Raw genomic sequence first — 15,574 nt, 5'->3', positions numbered from 1 at the left:
ATGGACACCACCTCGCGGCCGACCTCACCACGCACAAGGAGGCAAACCCATGTCGATCACGTCGGATCCCACAACGCTGGACGGGATGGTGTGGCCGGCCAAGAGGAGCGATCTCGAAGGGCTGACGCTGACCCACAGGGCGGAGCAGAGCGGTGCCACGGAGGCCGTGCTCATGGAGCCGGAGGCCGAGGACATGGTCCAGCTCAGGGCTCGCGTGGCGCGACTCGAAGCGCAGGCCCTGTCGCGGCCGGCCGATCAGGCCGTACCGACCCTGGTCAGTGGCCGCTTCCGCAGCGCGGGAGCCGGAACACAGCTCGAACTGCGAGTGGACGTGGACGGCCCGCGGCCGCTGATGCGGATCAGCGGCGACTTCTTCCAGACCAGTGGGGCGACCACCAATTACGTCGGTTCCTTCGTCGTGGAGACGCTCACCGCCGCCGTCACCGAGGATCTGGTGAAGCTCACCGGCCGGGGCAGGTTCAGTTTCCCCGTCTTGTCCCCGCACGTGGAGGTGAGCATTGTCCGGGGTACGGACATGACACCCACCCCGGGCGAGGCCATCGTCCAGTTCTCCACCGACGGCGGAAGCCCCAGCGCAAGTTACCTGTGCGCGTTCGTCTCACCGTACTTCCGCAGCGTCCAGCTCGAACAGGACTCCGTGGCAGGGACCGTCCCGTTCGTCTCGTACGACACCGGATCGCTGCCGCAGCCGCCGTCGAGCCCGGCACGTGTCCTGACCGTGCCCGCCGCGTACGCGGAGGCGGGGATCGAGGTGCAGATCGGCGGGGCTCCCGACGTCGCCCCCACCGGCGCCGCGGGCGCAGACGCACGGTGGAACGACGCGGAGTTGCACAACGCAATGGTCAACCATTTCAGCCTCTGGCGGAACGTCCCCCGGTGGCAGATATGGCAGATGGTGGCCACCTCGTATGTCAGGACCGACGTCCGGGGCATTATGTTCGATGCCGGCGGGGCCTTCCAGCGACAGGGCTTCGCGGTGTTCCACGACGCGATCAAGGGCGAGGCCCCGGTCAGCCGGCGTGCGCAGTTGCGCACGTACGTCCACGAACTCGGGCACGCCTTCAACCTGCTGCACTCGTGGGAGAAGAACCTGGCCGAACCGCCTCAACCGCTCGGGCCCAATGGCGGTCTCGGGGACCTGTCCTGGATGAACTACGTGCAGAACTACCAGCCGCCGCCACCGGCGCCGGGCGGCTCGGCCGCCTACTGGGCCGCGTTCCCCTTCCAGTTCACGGACAGTGAACTCGTGCATCTGCGGCACGGCTTCTACCGGGACGTGATCATGGGCGGCAACCCGTTCGGTGTGGGTGCGGCCGAGGTCGACGTGGACCTGTTCGACGACCCGGTCGCCGACAACTCCGGCCTCGCCCTGGAACTGCGGTCCAACGGAACGTTCCGGTTCGGCGAGCCGGTCGTGGTCGAGATCAAGCTGGCCACCACTGACCTGCGCGGCCGCAGCACACATGGTCGACTGCACCCCAACGACGGATTCGTCACCGTCGCCATCCGCACCCCTTCGGGCGAGACCAGAACCTACCGGCCGCCACTGATCCGCTGCACGGACCACGAGCACCGGACGGTCCTGGACGCCGACCGGCCGGCGATCTACGAGAGTGCCTACGTCGGTTACGGCAAGGACGGCTTCTACTTCCAGCAGCCCGGCCAGTACCGACTGCGGGCCCAGTACCACGCGTCGGACGGTTCGCGGGTGCTCTCCGACATCCACCGGCTCACGGTCCGCAGGCCGCTCACCGAGGCCGACGAGGACGTCGCCGAGTTGATGATGTCCGGCGATGAGCAGGGCACGCTCCTCTACCTGCTCGGCTCCCGCGCCGAGAGCCTTGAGTCCGGGAACCGGGCCTTCGACCAGGTGCTGGACCAGTACCCCGAGCACCCGCTCGCCGTCTACCCGCGCATGGTCAAGGGCTTCAGCGTCTCAAGGGACTTCAAGGACCTCACCCCCCGCAAGGAGCTCCGCATCCGTCACGCCAACACCGAGGAGAGCATCCGGCAGCTCAGCAAGGTGGTGGAATCCTCGGCCGGTGACGAGGGTGTCGACAACATCACTCTCGGCCAGGTGATGCGGCGGCTGGCACGGGTGGAGGCCAAAGCGGGCAATCCGCAACGGGCGACCGAGGTGATGGACGAGATGGTGGAGATCTTCGACCGCAAGAACCTCAAGCCCCACGTCATGCGGGACATCCGGTCGGAGGCCGAACGCACCAAGGAAGAGATCACCCGTCGGTAGCCATGTCCCGCCCCTCCCCCTTCCCTCCAACAGCGCGGGCGGCGGCCAGGCGGCCGCCGCCCTCCGCATGGCCCTGCGTGCGGCGACGGGCCCGCACTCCGTCGGCGAACCGCCTCCCGCAGAACAACGTAGGGAAGTTTGATCAAGACTGGTCAGAGACCTGGCTTGGCCCTGGGGCGTGAGGTGTCTCAAGAAGCGCACGACCGTTGCGCTCGAAGTGTCTGCCCTCGTGCCATCGCCCAGCCTGTGCGCTGGCGATGCGGCATGACGAGCCCTGTGCCGGGATAGCCGCCGTCGCCGATCGTGGTGGTCCTGCAGACTGCGGCCTTGGCGCCGGATTCCGTCCATGCCTCGCAGCCGGCGCGGTTACCGGGAAGCGGTCGGCCGACCCTGACGACCAAGCGCGTGTCGGCGTCGATCACGACCTGGTGATTGGAGGAGTACCGGCAATTCTTCGACTGCCCGGCCACGGTGTGGTCCCGGGTGGATACGAGAGTGGCGTCCACGATGAGTACGGCGCCCTTGCGGAATCGCTTGCGTGCCTGGAGCGCGAGGTTGGGGCCGACGTGGTCGATGACGCGGTCAGCTGCGGACATTGAGATGCCGAACAGCGGGGCGAGCTGCCGCATCGTCAAGTTCGTGCGCCAGTAGGCCGTCACGAGCAAGGCTCGGTCCTCCAGCGGCGGGCTCCACGGCCGGCCTTCATCCCTGCCGTGACCAGAGGGTATGGGCCGACCATCAGCTGTGGAGAATGCGCACGGCGAGCAGCGTCTGCCAGGTCCAGCCGATCGTGAGCGAGACGCGCTGGATCAGTCCGCCCAGATCCACCCAGCGTCGATGTTGGCTGAACGCGGCACTGGCCAGCGCCATCGTGGCTGCGAAGAGCACTCCGCTGGCGATCGAATAGAGGGCCCATCCCGGCGAGTTGGAGAGGCTGAAGGCGAAACAGGCCGCAGCAAGGGCGAGGAACCCGACGAGGGAGAGCAGGTCATGCAGAGCCCCTGAGCGGGTCAGGCGCTGGAGCTGATCGGGGGTGCCGACGGGGTATCCGCTCACCGGATCCGTGCGGCAGATTCCTGCGCCCAGCAGACCGACCGCCCACACGCCGATCAGCAGTGCACCCCAGCGGGAGGGCCCAGCACGCCACAGGCCCACGGCGAAGATCAGGGACAGCAAGCCCGTAAAGAGGAAGTTGACGGTCTGGGTCCACCCGGAGGGGCCGAGGGCGAGCGAACTTACGGGATGGCGGAGCGGCTTGTAATCCACACGACTGGCGCCTTCCAGTAGGTACGCGAGGGTGAAGAGCGGGCCAGCGGCCACCCCGCAGGCAAGCAGCGTTTGATTACCCATCACGTCAACATAAGTTGACATGAGGGCGGCGTCAACCCTCGTTGACATGAAGGGTGGGTATCAGTCATCAGCCGAAACGTGTGATCAATTGCGGGACAGCCCTTACTTGTTGCGGGGTTGGACGTTGTCGACGCAGGACACTGGGCGTGGACTCGGTTCGAGGGGGCGGGTGTTATCGCCGAATGAGGTGCTGATCGAGGGTGGCCAGGATGTCGTTGACAGGACCGAAGGTGATCATGGCGGTTGTTCCGCCCGCGATCTCGCCGCGCAAGGGAGAGAGGGCGTCGTGCGCTTGTGTGGCGAGTGATGTGTGTTGGAGCAGGATCGCCGTATGTGCGTTGACGGCCCAGAGTGAGTCGTAAAGATGGTCGGCAGGGGGTGTGGGCAGGGTGGCGGCGGCTTCGCGGGCCGCCGCCAGGTTGCCGCGGGCGAGGTCGAGGAGGGGCTGGACCCAGGGACGGTAGGGGCCCCAGTCGAGCGCGGGGTCCGTTGGCGCGGGACGTTGGTGGCGCATGCGGAGTGACAGGAGCGCGAGCGGGAAGATGCCGGCTTCCACCCCGGGCATGCCGGCACCGGCGAGGTCGGTGGCTGTGGTGCGATAGGCGTGAGCGACCTCGGCGGGGTCGTTCGAGCGTTCTGACAACTGCATGGTCCGGAAAGCCGCGGTGAGAACGTGAACGAGCGGCGTCTCGTGGATGGTGGCAAGCCGCTCCGCCGCCACGACGTGGCGTTGCGCGGTCTCGGTGTCACCACGGGCCCCGCAGACCTGGATCTTGATCAGATGGCCAAGGATCTCGAACATCGGGAGATCATGCCGCGTGGAGAGATCGATGAGCTCCCTGGCGATCCCGTCGCGTTCGCCGGTGCGCCCGGGGTGCTGGAAGGACTGCACGAATCGGGCGTTGAGCGCGAGTACCAGCACGCTGGGGTCGTGCAGGTCCCGGGCGAGTTGTTCGGCTTCGGTCGCAGCCTCGGCAGCCCAGCGGTCTCGGGTTCCGCGATGCTCAAGCCCGATGGTGGCGAGGAGACGTGCTCGAAGCGCGGGTGGAGCCCCTGGTCCAAGTCGCTGCAGAGTGCGCCGAACGGTCGCGACCAGCGCCTCCGAACGTCTGGGATCGTCGGCGCGCGTCCAGATGGTGGGGACGTCGTACGCCGCGATCACGCGGGCAGTGAGGCCGGGGTCTTCGGTCCGTTCCGCTTCCGCGGCTGCCGCTGCGCGTTGCTCTTGGGCAAGTACCAGATTGGTTCCGCCGGTGACCGCTGCGGCCCTGGCGACCGTGCTCATCGAGCGCAGCCGGGTGTAGGTCCCTGTCGCTTCTGTACGCGTGAGCAGACGCAGCCGGTCCTCGTCCTGGGGTGCGGGCATGAGGTGCGGCGCATGGCGGAGAATGTCTCGTTCGAGGTGGTCGAGACTGTCCGCCGATTCCAGTCCGAACCGATCCAGCAGCCGGGCTCGCGCGTCACGCAGCGAGGCCAGCGCATCGACCTGGCGGCCGGCTTGGTAGTAGGCATGGGCAAGCAGAACCCAGGCATGCTCTCGCCACGGGTGTGCTGTGGCGAACGCCTCCAGCTCCGGGACGAGAGGCGCACCACGTCCGAGGTCGAGCACCGCCCGGGCGCGCAGCTCAACGGCTTGACGGTGAAGTTCTGTCAGCCGGGCGCGTTCTGCCGTCAGCCAGGGCGAGGCGCCGAGGTCTGCGTACGGCTCGCCCCGCCACCACGACAACGCTTCGCTCAGCGCACAGGCAGCCTGGCCGCTGGGCGCGTCGCGCACGGCCCGAAGGGTGTCCTCGAATCGGTGGGCGTCGACGTCCGCCCGTGGAACCCGCAGGGCGTATCCGGTACCGACGGTCTCGATGGTGTGCGACCGGGTTCGCGGAAGACGATCGGGTTCGAGGGCGCGGCGCAGCTCGGCGACGAAAGTGCGGACCGTCCCGGCCGCTGCGGGCGGAGGGTCCTCCCAGAGATCATCGACCAGCACCGAAAGCGGGACGGCCCGGCCGCCGGCCGCGACCAGCCGTCCCAGAAGCTCCCGGCGGCGCTGACTGCCCACCGATACAGGACGGCCCTCGGCATCCGTGACCTCGATCGGCCCGAGCACCTTGACGAGGATCTCCATGTCCTCATTGTCGTCGGTCTCGGGCCGCTGCTGATCCACTGCTAACCCGGCTCCCCGATCCTCCTCTCGTTCATGCATCCATGCAGGAACAGCAGCGACTCACGAGTCTGGGAGAAGGAGACGACAACGATGGGCATCGGCATTCTGGGGTTCGAGACCAGGTCGATCAGTGTGGCTGACGGCGTGGACCTGAACGCTGCGGTGGGCGGAGAAGGACCGGCCGTAGTGCTGCTCCACGGCTTTCCCGAGACCCACCTGATGTGGCGGCATGTCGCTCCCATCCTGGCCGAGCACCACACCGTGGTCTGCCCCGACCTTCGCGGTTATGGCGCCAGCGGCAAGCCGGAAGCGGTCGCCGAGGACACCTACTCGAAGCGGACGATGGCCGCGGACATCGTCGGCCTGGCCGACGCGCTCGGGTTCGACCGGTTCGCGCTGGTCGGGCACGACCGCGGCGCGCACGTTGCTTTCCGGGCCGGCCTGGATCACCCGAATCGCATCAGCCACCTCGGAATCCTGGACATCATTCCCACTCCGGACACCTGGAACGTCCTCCACGGGGTCAGCGCGGCGGTGGCCTTCCACCTGTATCTGATGGCCCAGCCGCCCGGTCTGCCCGAGCAGATGATCGCGGGCAGCGCCGACGCATTCTTCGGCCACTTCCTCGACGTATGGTCCACGAGCTGCGACGCGATTCCGGCAGAAGTGCGCGCCGAGTACCTTCGCGCATGCCGGGACGCGATTCCGTCGATCGTCGCCGACTATCGCGCCACCGCGACCGTCGACGTCAAACATGACCAGACCGACCTCGACGCCGGCAACCGGCTCACCATGCCGGTGACGGTCGTCCAGCAGGACTGGGGCCGGCAGCTGGGGTTCGACGCCACCGCGATCTGGCGGCCGTGGACCACCGACCTGCGGCACTTCACCACCCAGGCGGGCCACTTCATGGCCGAGGAGGCTCCGGAGGACATCGCCACGCTGATCCTGAACCTGCTGAAGCGATGATCGCCCCGGACGGGCCGGTATCGGCCACACTCACCGCAAGCTCTGGCGCCCTCCCGGCCTGCCACCTCCTTCCCCACGTCGTACCCACGACTCTCGGTACCGACGGTCTCCGCGGCCCGCACCGGCTGTGAGTCGTTGTTCGCGGCGGTCGGGTCGGTGTCCCGGCCCTCGGACCGGCGGACCTCATCACATGGGTCGTTGTGGTGGCGGCGGCCGTGACCGAACTGGCAGGCCCCACAAGGGCAGTCATCTCGCTCGTCCGGGGGGACAGAGGAGGTAGTGGCAGGGGCATACAACGGCATGACAGGCTCTCTTGGCGCGACTGCGCTTCGCCGTTCACCTTTGCGGTCGGCACGGACAGCGCGCTTCGGCCGGCATGGCGAGGAAGCGAGCACGTGGCCTGTACCGGCGGAGACATGGTGCCTGCGCGCCGACGAGATCAGTCTCGTGCGCGAGGCGGACGGCCGTGAGCGAGATCAGTAACCACTCCACCAGGTACAGCCCGGACGTCATCTCCTGGTCGGAGCATCGAAACCCAGCGTGCTCGGACCCGCTGGGCGCGCCACCGGGCCCGAAACACCACCCACGTGCGGTTGTCTACGCGTCGGAGTCGAGCTCAGCGAGGCACCGGATCTTCGGAGGCGGGCAGCGGTTCTGCGGTCTTCGGGGCCAGGGCGCGGATGGAGGGGGTCGCGACCATGGTCAGGGTCGCGAGGAGGATGAGCGTGGCGGCCGCGTAGAGGGTGGCATGGAGGCCCAGGAGGAGCACGGCGGGTCCGGCGGTGAACTGGGCGAGTGGGAGCGCGAGGTAGGAGCCGAGGTCGTCGTAGGCGTAGACGCGGGCAAGGCGGTCCTCGGGGATTTGCTCGTTGAGGGTCGAGTACCAGGCGACGCCGGCTTGCTCGCCGCCCACGCCCGCCACGAAGTTGGCCACGACCAGCAGCCAGGTGTAGGGGGCGAGCGCGAGCAGCAGCGGGGTCATCGCCGTCAGGCCCATCAGCGCGCAGCCGACCAGGATCGCACGCCGGGGTCGCCACCTCAGCGACAGGACGCCGCCGGCGACCGCGCCGAGTGAGCCCGCAGCGACGGCCAGGCCCCAGCCGGTGCGGCCGATCCCGGTGGTGTCGGCGACGGCCGGACCGAGGACGGTGAACGAGGCGGTGAGGCCGGCATTGAGGAAGCAGAAGGCCACCACGATCACCCACACCCAGCTGCGGGAGGTGAACTCCCGCCAGCCGACGCGCAGTTCGTGCACCAGACCGGGGCTGGGCGCGGGCGGCGCGACCTGGACGCGGACCAGTGCGAAGGACACTGCGGCGAACGCGAAGCTGAGCGCGTCGACGGCCAGGCCCCAGCCGGGGCCGACCGCGGCGACCAGTACGCCGCCCAGTGAGGCGCCCACGATCATCGCGCTGCTGCCCGCGATGCGTGAAAGCGCGAGGGCGGCGCGGCGGGACTCGGCCGGCACGGTCTGGGGCAGCAGGGCCTGGGAGGCGGGCTGATAGCAGGAACCCGACGCCCCGTTGACCGCGGCGAGCACCATGAGCAGGGGGATGGCGGCGCTGTGGGTGAGGATCAGGGCGGCGACCACCGCCTGGCTCGCGGCGCTGACCACACTGCTGCCGACCAGCAGCGGGCCGCGCGGCAGCCGGTCCGCCAACACCCCGCCGTACAGCAGGAAGAGGATGCTGGTGAGGGAGTGGGCGCCGACCACCAACCCGAGCGAGCCGACCGAACCGGTGGCGTCGAGCACGGCGAAGGCCAGGGCGATCGGCGCCACCCCGTTGCCGAGCAGGTTGGCCGTCGTACCGATGAAGAGGTGCCGGAACGGGCGGTGACGCAGAGGCGCCAGGGCGGCAGACATGCGCCTGATCGTCGGGGCCGGGCGGTGCGCCCGGCAACGGATTTTAGGACTGGCACCGGGCCAGGTGTGCCGCTGGCCGCTGAGTGCCGTCTCCTCGCAGCACGGCCTGCGGCTCGCCGACGTCGTCCTCGTTCCGCCCGGCACTGTCGCCCGCACCTCCAGCGGCAAGGTGTCACGGGCCCTGACCCGGGCGCAGCACTTGGAGGGTGCATACGCACAGGGCGGCGACACAGAGGCAGGGAGCAGACCACCGGCCGTCGCCGCGGCCGGCACCACGTCGAGGACCGCGGGAGGATGCCGGCACCGACACCGGGACACCGGGGCTCCTGGGATCGATCAGACGCCTGCCGTGCCACGCCGTACGACCTCGCCCGACCTGCTACCCCGGCCACCTGCAGTGCTCACCACCCTCTCCCCCACCCATCCGCAAGTCCTCCGCTCTCCATATCCTTCGAGCCAGCCGACCTTGCCCTTCCCAGCGGCCGGAAGTGACAAGGACCAGTCAACAAAGACATGCCCTCACCGGGCTCTCGAGTAGGCGTCACGGCGTTGCAGGCAGCGTCACCGTCTGTGCCGGTTGCCAAGCCTCCAGGCGGGGTGCGTCATGGTGTTCGCCAGTTAGGCGTAGTCCTCAACCCGCTGTTGTGCGCGGGGGCGGTGAAGGTCGTTGCGTTCATGTCACCGTCCCCTGCTACATTGCGCCCTCAAGATCAGAAAAACGGGGGCCGGAGATGACCGTGCAAGGGCACGCCGGGGGCTATCGCCTTCAGACGAGCGCGATGGACAGCGAGGCGCAGACACTCGACACGGCGGGTGACGACGTCGGTGCCATCGCCAGGGCGGTCAAGGACACCGCCTGCCACACCTCGGACGCACTCGGCGGCTCCGACGCGGGCCCCGCCTACAACAACTTCGCCGGTGACTGGCAGGCAGAGGCCAAGGTCCTGGAGAGCGCACTGCACGAACTGGCCGACAAGGTGCGGGTCTCCAAGGCGAACTACCAGGGCGCCGAGCACGCCTCCATCCGGGACATGAGCGCGGCCGGCGGCGAGGGCGTGACGACGATGCCCGCACCCGCGGGGGATGTTCCCGCGCCGGGCTACCGCACCATGCCCGCGCCCGGCACTCCGCCGCGCGGCCTGTCCGACTTCGGCTGAGCGCCCTTCGTACCGCGTACGAGTCCACACTCCTGCCCTCACCACGACAGAAGGCCGCACCGTCATGCCCGACGCAGGCGAATCCACCACCGACCGCCGCCAGAAGCTCGCCGAGTACCACGAGTCCATCTCCTCGGCCGACAGCAAGAACGATCTCATCGGGGCCATCAACAACGCCCTGGGCGTCTCGGCGCCGGTCGGTGAACCCGGGGTCCTCGAGGGTCTCGCCAAGACCTACCGCAAACAGATCGACGACATCGCCGACGTGCACCGGCGGGTGCAGAAGGTCGCCAACGAGGGCCTGCCCGACGCCTGGGTGGGCAGCACCGGGGCGCGGGCGTCGGAGGTCGTGATGGCGGCGGCCCGCTCCGCCGAGCAGATGGAGCAGGCGTTCATCGGCGCGGCCGGCGCCCTGTTCCGCTTGGCCGACGCGCTGACCAACGCGAAGTCCCAGGACAAAGGCGGACGCGAGCAGTTGCGCGAGGCGCTCGGCATGCTCGGCGGTGAGGACGGCTTCTTCGACGACATGGTGGAGAAGGACGCCGAGGAGGCGGAGCGCCTGCGGGCCCGCAACATCGCGGCCGCGGGCGCCAAGGCGATGCACACCGCGGCGGAGGTGGCCGACGACGCGGCGCGGGCCGCTGCGCGCGACCTCAACAAGCTGGCGTCCGAGGCCCGGGCGGGCCAGATGAAGACCGACAACATCTCCGCCGCCGACCGCCTCGTGCTCGCCGACATCGCGGGCCCCGGCGGCCCGGCGGAGATGAACGAGCTGCTGACCGCGAACGACCTGGAGCGCTCGGGCCGCGCGATGGAGCGCCTCAATGCCCGCGAGGAGGCCGAGTTCGAGCGCATGCTCGCCGAGGCGAAGACCCCGCAGGAACGGGCCTACCTGGTCAAGGCGCTGGCCGCCGGATACGACGTCAAGGAGGTCGGCGAGTTCCGCGACAAGATCCACGGCAAGGACCCGGACTGGCTGCAGCGGCACTTGACGCCGGTCACCACGGCCGGCGACAGCATGAAGGACGAGGGGATCAACACCAGCGGCCCCAACAAGGGTTCCAACCACAACACGGACCAGCAGACGTTCAACGGTGAGAGGTGGTCGCAGGAAGGCAACACCTGCGTGCCGTCGACCGTCGTCACCGGGCGCGCCATGGTCGATCCGGTGTACGCCCTCGAACTCACCGGCGGCCCGTCCGGGCAGGAGGACGACCCTGACGCCTTCCGGGAGCGGCTGCGCGACGAGCAGCTGCGGATGCACGACGAAGGCGACGGCAACGACGAGTACGACTTCCCCTTCGGCACGACACCCGACGGCATGGACAACGACGGCAAGACCGAGATCTCCAACAAGGAGATCAGCCCGCACACGGGCGGCGAGTACGAGTTCCAGGAGATCAGGAGCGCGGACGACCGCCGGGACGCGCTGCCCGACATCCAGCGGGCCGTCGCCGAGGGCAGACCGGTGCCGATCGGCGTCGAGGGCAAAGACGAGAACGGCGACCGAGTCGGCCACTCCATGATGATCATCGGTCAGGAGGGCGACATGCTGCAGGTCTACAACCCCTGGGGAACGACAACATGGGTCAGCGAGGACGACTTCGTCAACGGCAACATGGGCAAGGCCTCCGACAAGGACCTGCCCGACGCCTACGGCGTCCACCTGCCCGCCCAGTGAACGGAAGGCCGATCCCCGTGAAGTCCAGCCACCGCCTGTCCGCCGCCCTGGCCTTGCCGCTGACGGCCGTGCTGCTCTCCGGGTGCGGCCTCTTCGGCCCCGAGACGTTCGAGGCCGACGAGCAGTCCATCGAAGTGGACGCGGGCGACACGTTCGAGCTGACGCTCCCGGCCAACCCCTCTATGGGCCAGGACTGGAGCATCGTGGACCCCGGTCCCGACCGTGCCACGGTGCGCCAGGAGGGCCGCCGGGAGGAGGACTTCGGGGGCGACAGCGGTGTCGACGGGGGTGGTGACGGTACGCAGACCTTCACCTTCGAGGCCGTTGCCGCAGGCACCACGAAGATCAAAATGAGCTACTGCGTCCTGGGCGTCTGCCCCGACGGCGACGACCGCACTGCGACGGGCAGCCCCGGCAACGACCCGGCGTACTTCATCTACACGGTCACCGTGCGATGACCGGAACGGAGGTACCGATGAACCCCAGCAAGACCGACGAAGAGTCGGCGCAGGCCGACGTCGCCATGCTCCTGCGCTACGGCATCGGCGCCCCTGGCCCACGTCGCAGCGCCCTGTTCGGCGACGGAGCCGTGGGCGCCGCGGTCACGCTCGACCGCCTCGGGGTCCAGCCCCGCTCGGTGGCGTTCCTCGGCAGGACCGTCCGCAGCGGTGGCACCGGCTACACCGCCGGGCTGCCGGAGCTGCTGCCCGAGCCGGCGGCCTCCGACCTGGTGCGGGGCTGGCTGGTTGCGGCCGAGCCGGTGGCCCGGCCCGTGGAGGGCGACGAGGTCGTGGCCCGCTGGCTGGAGGCGGTCGCCGAACTCATCGGGCTGCGCCGCACTACCCGGGAGCGCGCCGCCCGCTGAGCTGAGCTCCTTGAGACCGTGTCCCACGTGGTGAGGCGGACGAGTCGCTTGTAGCAGCACAGGGCGGCGGCGAGGCCGAGAAAGGCCAGGTAGTCGCGGGGATTTCGTTCGTATCGAGGGCTGAGTCAACGGTAGCCGGACAGCCACGACACAGTCCGCTCGATGGCCCAGAGGCGTCGCCCCAATCGTTCGCTGGAATCGATGCCTTTGCGCGCGATGCACACTCCGCTCCGCTCCCATCGAAGTCATCTACGCAGGTCGGGGGCGGCCGTAGGCTTTGTCCGCGTACAGGAGCTGAGGCTTGAAGTGGCGGCCGCGTGGGGGTCGTTGGTCACGGTACTTCGCGCGTAGCCGCCCTGTTCGGCCATCCTGCAAGTGAGTCCCGAAGGTCCTTGGGCCTGAGAGAACCGGACTCGCGATACACATCAGCCAACGACTCGTGGGGCCCTTTCAATGCCGTCTGAGCCGGTCTGTTCCAGTTGGCGCTGTTGTCGGTGAGGGGGCAAACGCTCGTCTCTATCACGGCCTACGACCGAGGCGGCATCACTCCGTCGACTCCAGAATGCGGTCGAGTGTCCGGCGCCCCATTCTGCTCATCGTCGGATTACTCTCGACGTAGTACCAGACAACACCCATCGCCTGTTCGAACGCCCACGCCTTGCCGCGCTCCCACTCCAGATCGTCACAGACCAGTGTCCGCCGGAGCACTTCCCGCGGGCCTGGCTGCAACAGGTGCCAGGCACCGACCAGATCCAGCGCGGGGTCGGCCGGGCCAAAGCCGCCGGTGTCGAGTACGCCGCTGAGCCGGTCTCCCGCGACCAGTACATTGCCGGGAATCAAGTCACCATGGCTCATCACGTCGGCACCCGTGCGTGGCAACTCCCGAAAGCGGCTCCACACCTGACGCAGTCGGGGCACGTCGAGCAGCCTCTTACTCTCCTCGAAGCACTTCGCCATCCAGTCGTCGTGGTGAGCGAGAACGCCGCCACGATTTTCGCCGCTGAAAAGCCGCCCCCGCGTCTCGGCGCCCCTCAGGGCCGTGATGAAGGCGGCAAGGTCCTCGGCAAAAGCGTCCGACCCACTCGGGTCGGCATCAGAGGCGACCGTTCCCGGCAGCCATGTCTGGACCGACCACGGCATGGGGTAACCCGCTCCAGGCTTTCCCAGGGCGACGGGTTTCGGGGCGGGGAACCGAGACACTTCTGCCAGCTCCGCGCTCGCCTGGGCTTCCTGTTCCAGAACCGCCAGCGCCTCGTCAGCATCGGCCAGACGCAGTGGGAATCGCGCAGAGAGGTCGTTCCCGATACGGAAGATGGCGTTGACCGTCCCGGTCGACGGCAGGGGTTGGATCGCCTTGCCGCTCCACTGAGGGAACTGTTCTTGGATCAAGGTCGCAACGATTTCGGTGGTCACGTCCACCTGGTCATCGTGCATGGTCATGCTCGCAGGCCCTTCCACCAGTCCAATTCGAAACGCCGGAAGCAGACCAGATCTGCTGAGACGACAGCCAGTATTCATACGCCAGGGTCCAGATCAACTGAGTTTTACGGCCACCCAGGTGTCTCAACCGTTCCCGTTGCTCCAGGTCGAAGAAGAGGCGTCCGTCGACGAGCTCACGCAAACGTCCAAGGTGGTCTTCTCCTCCTCACTCGAGGAGCCACTGACGTGGGCCAACTCCACGCTCGTCCGCGACGACGCCATCGAGGCGGTCCGCGCCATGAAGTCGAGTGGCTCGGGGCTCCTCAGCACGATCGGCAGCCTCAGCCTGTACCGGTCCCTGCTACGAGCCGGACTCGTCGACCGCTTCCGGGTCGTGATGTTCCCGGTGATCACCGGGGCCACGGGCGAAGAACGCAGCTACGACGGCTATCCGGACGTTGCCCTCGAGATGATCGAGCACCGCACCTTCGACGGCCGCACCCAGATGGTCGAGTACAAGCCCCGCGTGCTCGAGCACCCACCCCTCGTCGTCCCCGCATGACGTCGCCCCACCCGCCCGTCTGGACAGCCGCCGGGCCGGCGCCGGCGGGCCCTGATCGCAGAAGAAGCGACGCACACGAAGCCGGACGATCAACCTGCGGCCTTCGACGGGCAGCCCATCGACGTGCCGCCGATACCAGCTGTGAACCCGCACGGCAGCATGCCGACAGTGGGGGCACATCCCTGGCGGTCGGTAGTCTGCTGCGCCGATCACCACTTTTTCATCGACGACCACGGCCTGCCACGCCACGAGATTCAGGCCCGGAAAGAGAACTTCTTCCAGCCTCTCCACCTTTATGTCGACGTGGTTCCCTGACGGAACGGTCCTGCAACCCACCCGGCTTGAAGGGCTCTTCCGCAGCGGCTTCGACCAATGCATCGTCCGCCTGTACTCCGGCGACTCGATCGGGTCGTGATCGCCCTGACATACTCCGCGAAATGAAATCGATGGAGCCGTTCCGCGACGAAGCCCGCAGCCGCGACTTACCGCAGGACGAGGTAGAGCGGTGGCTCGACACCGTCCGTCGCTGCGCGATGCTGAGCCCCGCTGGTCAGGCGCCGCCCGACAGCCCGGTGGCCGGACGGCTCGGCGGACTGCCGCCGATGCCCGCGGACGAGCCCGTTCCGGACCTGCCGTTCCTCGCCTCGGTCGACCTCGCGGCCATCCCACCGGGCGCGACGGTCCTCCCGCTGCCGAAGGACGGCTCGCTGCTCTTCTTCGCGGACACGGAGGACCCGTGGAGCGACGACGACTGGTCCCGGCTCGTGTACGTCCCGGTCGGCACGCCCGTCTGCGAACGCGGTCCGGGTGGCGAGTGGCCGCCGCCCGTCCACCCGGCCCAAGATCTGCATCTTGCGATCGAGCCCTCGCTGCCCAATCGCGGCTCGGACAGCGAGGACTTCCCGCACGGCAGCGAGCTGGGCTCGGTGTGGTGGAAGACCTGCGGCGCGATGCAGGGCAGCGGACCGGTGCAGATAGGCGGCTACCCCTGGGTCTGGAACGCGGATCCCATCACGGACCACGACCACGACCCGGGCGACTGGGTGCTGCTCGCGGAGATCGGCGGCGAGGACTTGACCGAAGGCGAACTGGGCATCGTCTACTGGGTGATTCGCCGGGACGACCTGGCCGACGGCCGCTTCACCCGGGCCCGGGCCTGCTTCGACATGGTGTGAACCTCAGACGGGGCACATGGCACACACCCCCGCGGAGGTCTGCCCGCCGCGCAGCTCGGCTCCACCCACGCGCCCGGCTCCATGAGTCCAGCACAGCGGCCGCCC

The 15,574-nt window shown here is 68.5% G+C and carries 11 protein-coding genes and 4 pseudogenes; 8 read left to right on the top strand and 7 right to left on the bottom strand.

From position 1 onward, the window contains the following. Window positions 1–49: 49 nt before the first annotated feature. Window positions 50–2,269, top strand: coding sequence for a hypothetical protein (locus tag ACIREI_RS02250; protein ID WP_403326385.1), 2,220 nt, complete (start codon window positions 50–52; stop codon window positions 2,267–2,269). A 242-nt stretch (window positions 2,270–2,511) separates the two neighbouring features. Here the strand turns inward: ACIREI_RS02250 and ACIREI_RS02245 are convergent. The 3 genes and pseudogenes from ACIREI_RS02245 to ACIREI_RS02235 all read right to left on the bottom strand — a co-directional run. Further along, window positions 2,512–2,970, bottom strand: a pseudogene (locus ACIREI_RS02245) (transposase family protein); the annotation flags it as partial. 37 nt (window positions 2,971–3,007) lie between these two features. After that, window positions 3,008–3,619: a DUF998 domain-containing protein gene (locus tag ACIREI_RS02240; protein WP_403326382.1), complete on the bottom strand. Its 612-nt coding sequence runs from the start codon at window positions 3,617–3,619 to the stop codon at window positions 3,008–3,010. 172 nt (window positions 3,620–3,791) lie between these two features. After that, window positions 3,792–5,738, bottom strand: coding sequence for a BTAD domain-containing putative transcriptional regulator (locus ACIREI_RS02235; protein WP_403326379.1), 1,947 nt, complete (start codon window positions 5,736–5,738; stop codon window positions 3,792–3,794). A 129-nt stretch (window positions 5,739–5,867) separates the two neighbouring features. Between ACIREI_RS02235 and ACIREI_RS02230 the strand changes: the two genes are divergently transcribed. Then, on the top strand, window positions 5,868–6,746 hold the full coding sequence (locus tag ACIREI_RS02230; protein ID WP_403326376.1) for an alpha/beta fold hydrolase: 879 nt from the start codon (window positions 5,868–5,870) through the stop codon (window positions 6,744–6,746). 616 nt (window positions 6,747–7,362) lie between these two features. Here ACIREI_RS02230 and ACIREI_RS02225 read toward each other — a convergent pair. After that, window positions 7,363–8,610 (bottom strand): MFS transporter, encoded by a 1,248-nt coding sequence (locus ACIREI_RS02225; RefSeq protein WP_403326373.1) that lies wholly within the window; start codon window positions 8,608–8,610, stop codon window positions 7,363–7,365. Between the two features lie 731 nt (window positions 8,611–9,341). Between ACIREI_RS02225 and ACIREI_RS02220 the strand changes: the two genes are divergently transcribed. The 4 genes from ACIREI_RS02220 (at window position 9,342) to ACIREI_RS02205 (ending at window position 12,313) form a co-directional block, all read left to right on the top strand. Continuing rightward, the gene (locus tag ACIREI_RS02220; RefSeq protein ID WP_403326370.1) at window positions 9,342–9,767 is read left to right on the top strand and encodes a WXG100 family type VII secretion target; all 426 of its coding nucleotides are present in this window, start codon (window positions 9,342–9,344) and stop codon (window positions 9,765–9,767) included. 64 nt (window positions 9,768–9,831) lie between these two features. Continuing rightward, window positions 9,832–11,448, top strand: coding sequence for a WXG100 family type VII secretion target (locus ACIREI_RS02215; RefSeq protein ID WP_403326367.1), 1,617 nt, complete (start codon window positions 9,832–9,834; stop codon window positions 11,446–11,448). Window positions 11,449–11,465: 17 nt separating this feature from the next. Continuing rightward, window positions 11,466–11,906, top strand: coding sequence for a protease inhibitor I42 family protein (locus tag ACIREI_RS02210; RefSeq protein ID WP_403326364.1), 441 nt, complete (start codon window positions 11,466–11,468; stop codon window positions 11,904–11,906). A 17-nt stretch (window positions 11,907–11,923) separates the two neighbouring features. After that, entirely contained in the window at window positions 11,924–12,313 is a 390-nt protein-coding gene (locus tag ACIREI_RS02205) for a hypothetical protein (protein WP_403326869.1), read from the top strand. A gap of 26 nt (window positions 12,314–12,339) precedes the next feature. On the opposite strand, the pseudogene ACIREI_RS02200 reads toward ACIREI_RS02205, so the two are convergent. Beyond that, a pseudogene (locus ACIREI_RS02200) lies at window positions 12,340–12,637 on the bottom strand (IS5/IS1182 family transposase); the annotation flags it as partial. 219 nt (window positions 12,638–12,856) lie between these two features. Next, the gene (locus ACIREI_RS02195) at window positions 12,857–13,753 is read right to left on the bottom strand and encodes an aminoglycoside phosphotransferase family protein (protein ID WP_403326361.1); all 897 of its coding nucleotides are present in this window, start codon (window positions 13,751–13,753) and stop codon (window positions 12,857–12,859) included. 142 nt (window positions 13,754–13,895) lie between these two features. Here ACIREI_RS02195 and ACIREI_RS02190 point away from each other — a divergent pair. Next, a pseudogene (locus ACIREI_RS02190) lies at window positions 13,896–14,294 on the top strand (dihydrofolate reductase family protein); the annotation flags it as partial. 66 nt (window positions 14,295–14,360) lie between these two features. On the opposite strand, the pseudogene ACIREI_RS02185 reads toward ACIREI_RS02190, so the two are convergent. Then, window positions 14,361–14,474, bottom strand: a pseudogene (locus ACIREI_RS02185) (transposase family protein); the annotation flags it as partial. 257 nt (window positions 14,475–14,731) lie between these two features. On the opposite strand from ACIREI_RS02185, the gene ACIREI_RS02180 reads away from it, so the two are divergent. Continuing rightward, window positions 14,732–15,469: a DUF1963 domain-containing protein gene (locus ACIREI_RS02180; protein WP_403326358.1), complete on the top strand. Its 738-nt coding sequence runs from the start codon at window positions 14,732–14,734 to the stop codon at window positions 15,467–15,469. Window positions 15,470–15,574: the final 105 nt, after the last annotated feature.

The sequence above is a fragment of the Streptomyces sp. NPDC093591 genome (genome assembly GCF_044764885.1).
Classification (GTDB): domain Bacteria; phylum Actinomycetota; class Actinomycetes; order Streptomycetales; family Streptomycetaceae; genus Streptomyces.
The sequence above is the reverse complement of the archived record's forward strand: the minus strand, read 5'-3'. Positions and strand labels throughout refer to the sequence as shown.

Excerpts from the sequence above, each read along its gene's own strand:
- ACIREI_RS02250 (WP_403326385.1), top strand. The coding sequence starts at position 50 with ATGTCGATCACGTCGGATCCCACAACGCTGGACGGGATGGTGTGGCCG.
- ACIREI_RS02240 (WP_403326382.1), bottom strand. The coding sequence starts at position 3,619 with ATGGGTAATCAAACGCTGCTTGCCTGCGGGGTGGCCGCTGGCCCGCTC.
- ACIREI_RS02235 (WP_403326379.1), bottom strand. The coding sequence starts at position 5,738 with ATGGAGATCCTCGTCAAGGTGCTCGGGCCGATCGAGGTCACGGATGCC.
- ACIREI_RS02230 (WP_403326376.1), top strand. The coding sequence starts at position 5,868 with ATGGGCATCGGCATTCTGGGGTTCGAGACCAGGTCGATCAGTGTGGCT.
- ACIREI_RS02225 (WP_403326373.1), bottom strand. The coding sequence starts at position 8,610 with ATGTCTGCCGCCCTGGCGCCTCTGCGTCACCGCCCGTTCCGGCACCTC.
- ACIREI_RS02220 (WP_403326370.1), top strand. The coding sequence starts at position 9,342 with ATGACCGTGCAAGGGCACGCCGGGGGCTATCGCCTTCAGACGAGCGCG.
- ACIREI_RS02215 (WP_403326367.1), top strand. The coding sequence starts at position 9,832 with ATGCCCGACGCAGGCGAATCCACCACCGACCGCCGCCAGAAGCTCGCC.
- ACIREI_RS02205 (WP_403326869.1), top strand. The coding sequence starts at position 11,924 with ATGAACCCCAGCAAGACCGACGAAGAGTCGGCGCAGGCCGACGTCGCC.
- ACIREI_RS02195 (WP_403326361.1), bottom strand. The coding sequence starts at position 13,753 with ATGACCATGCACGATGACCAGGTGGACGTGACCACCGAAATCGTTGCG.
- ACIREI_RS02180 (WP_403326358.1), top strand. The coding sequence starts at position 14,732 with ATGAAATCGATGGAGCCGTTCCGCGACGAAGCCCGCAGCCGCGACTTA.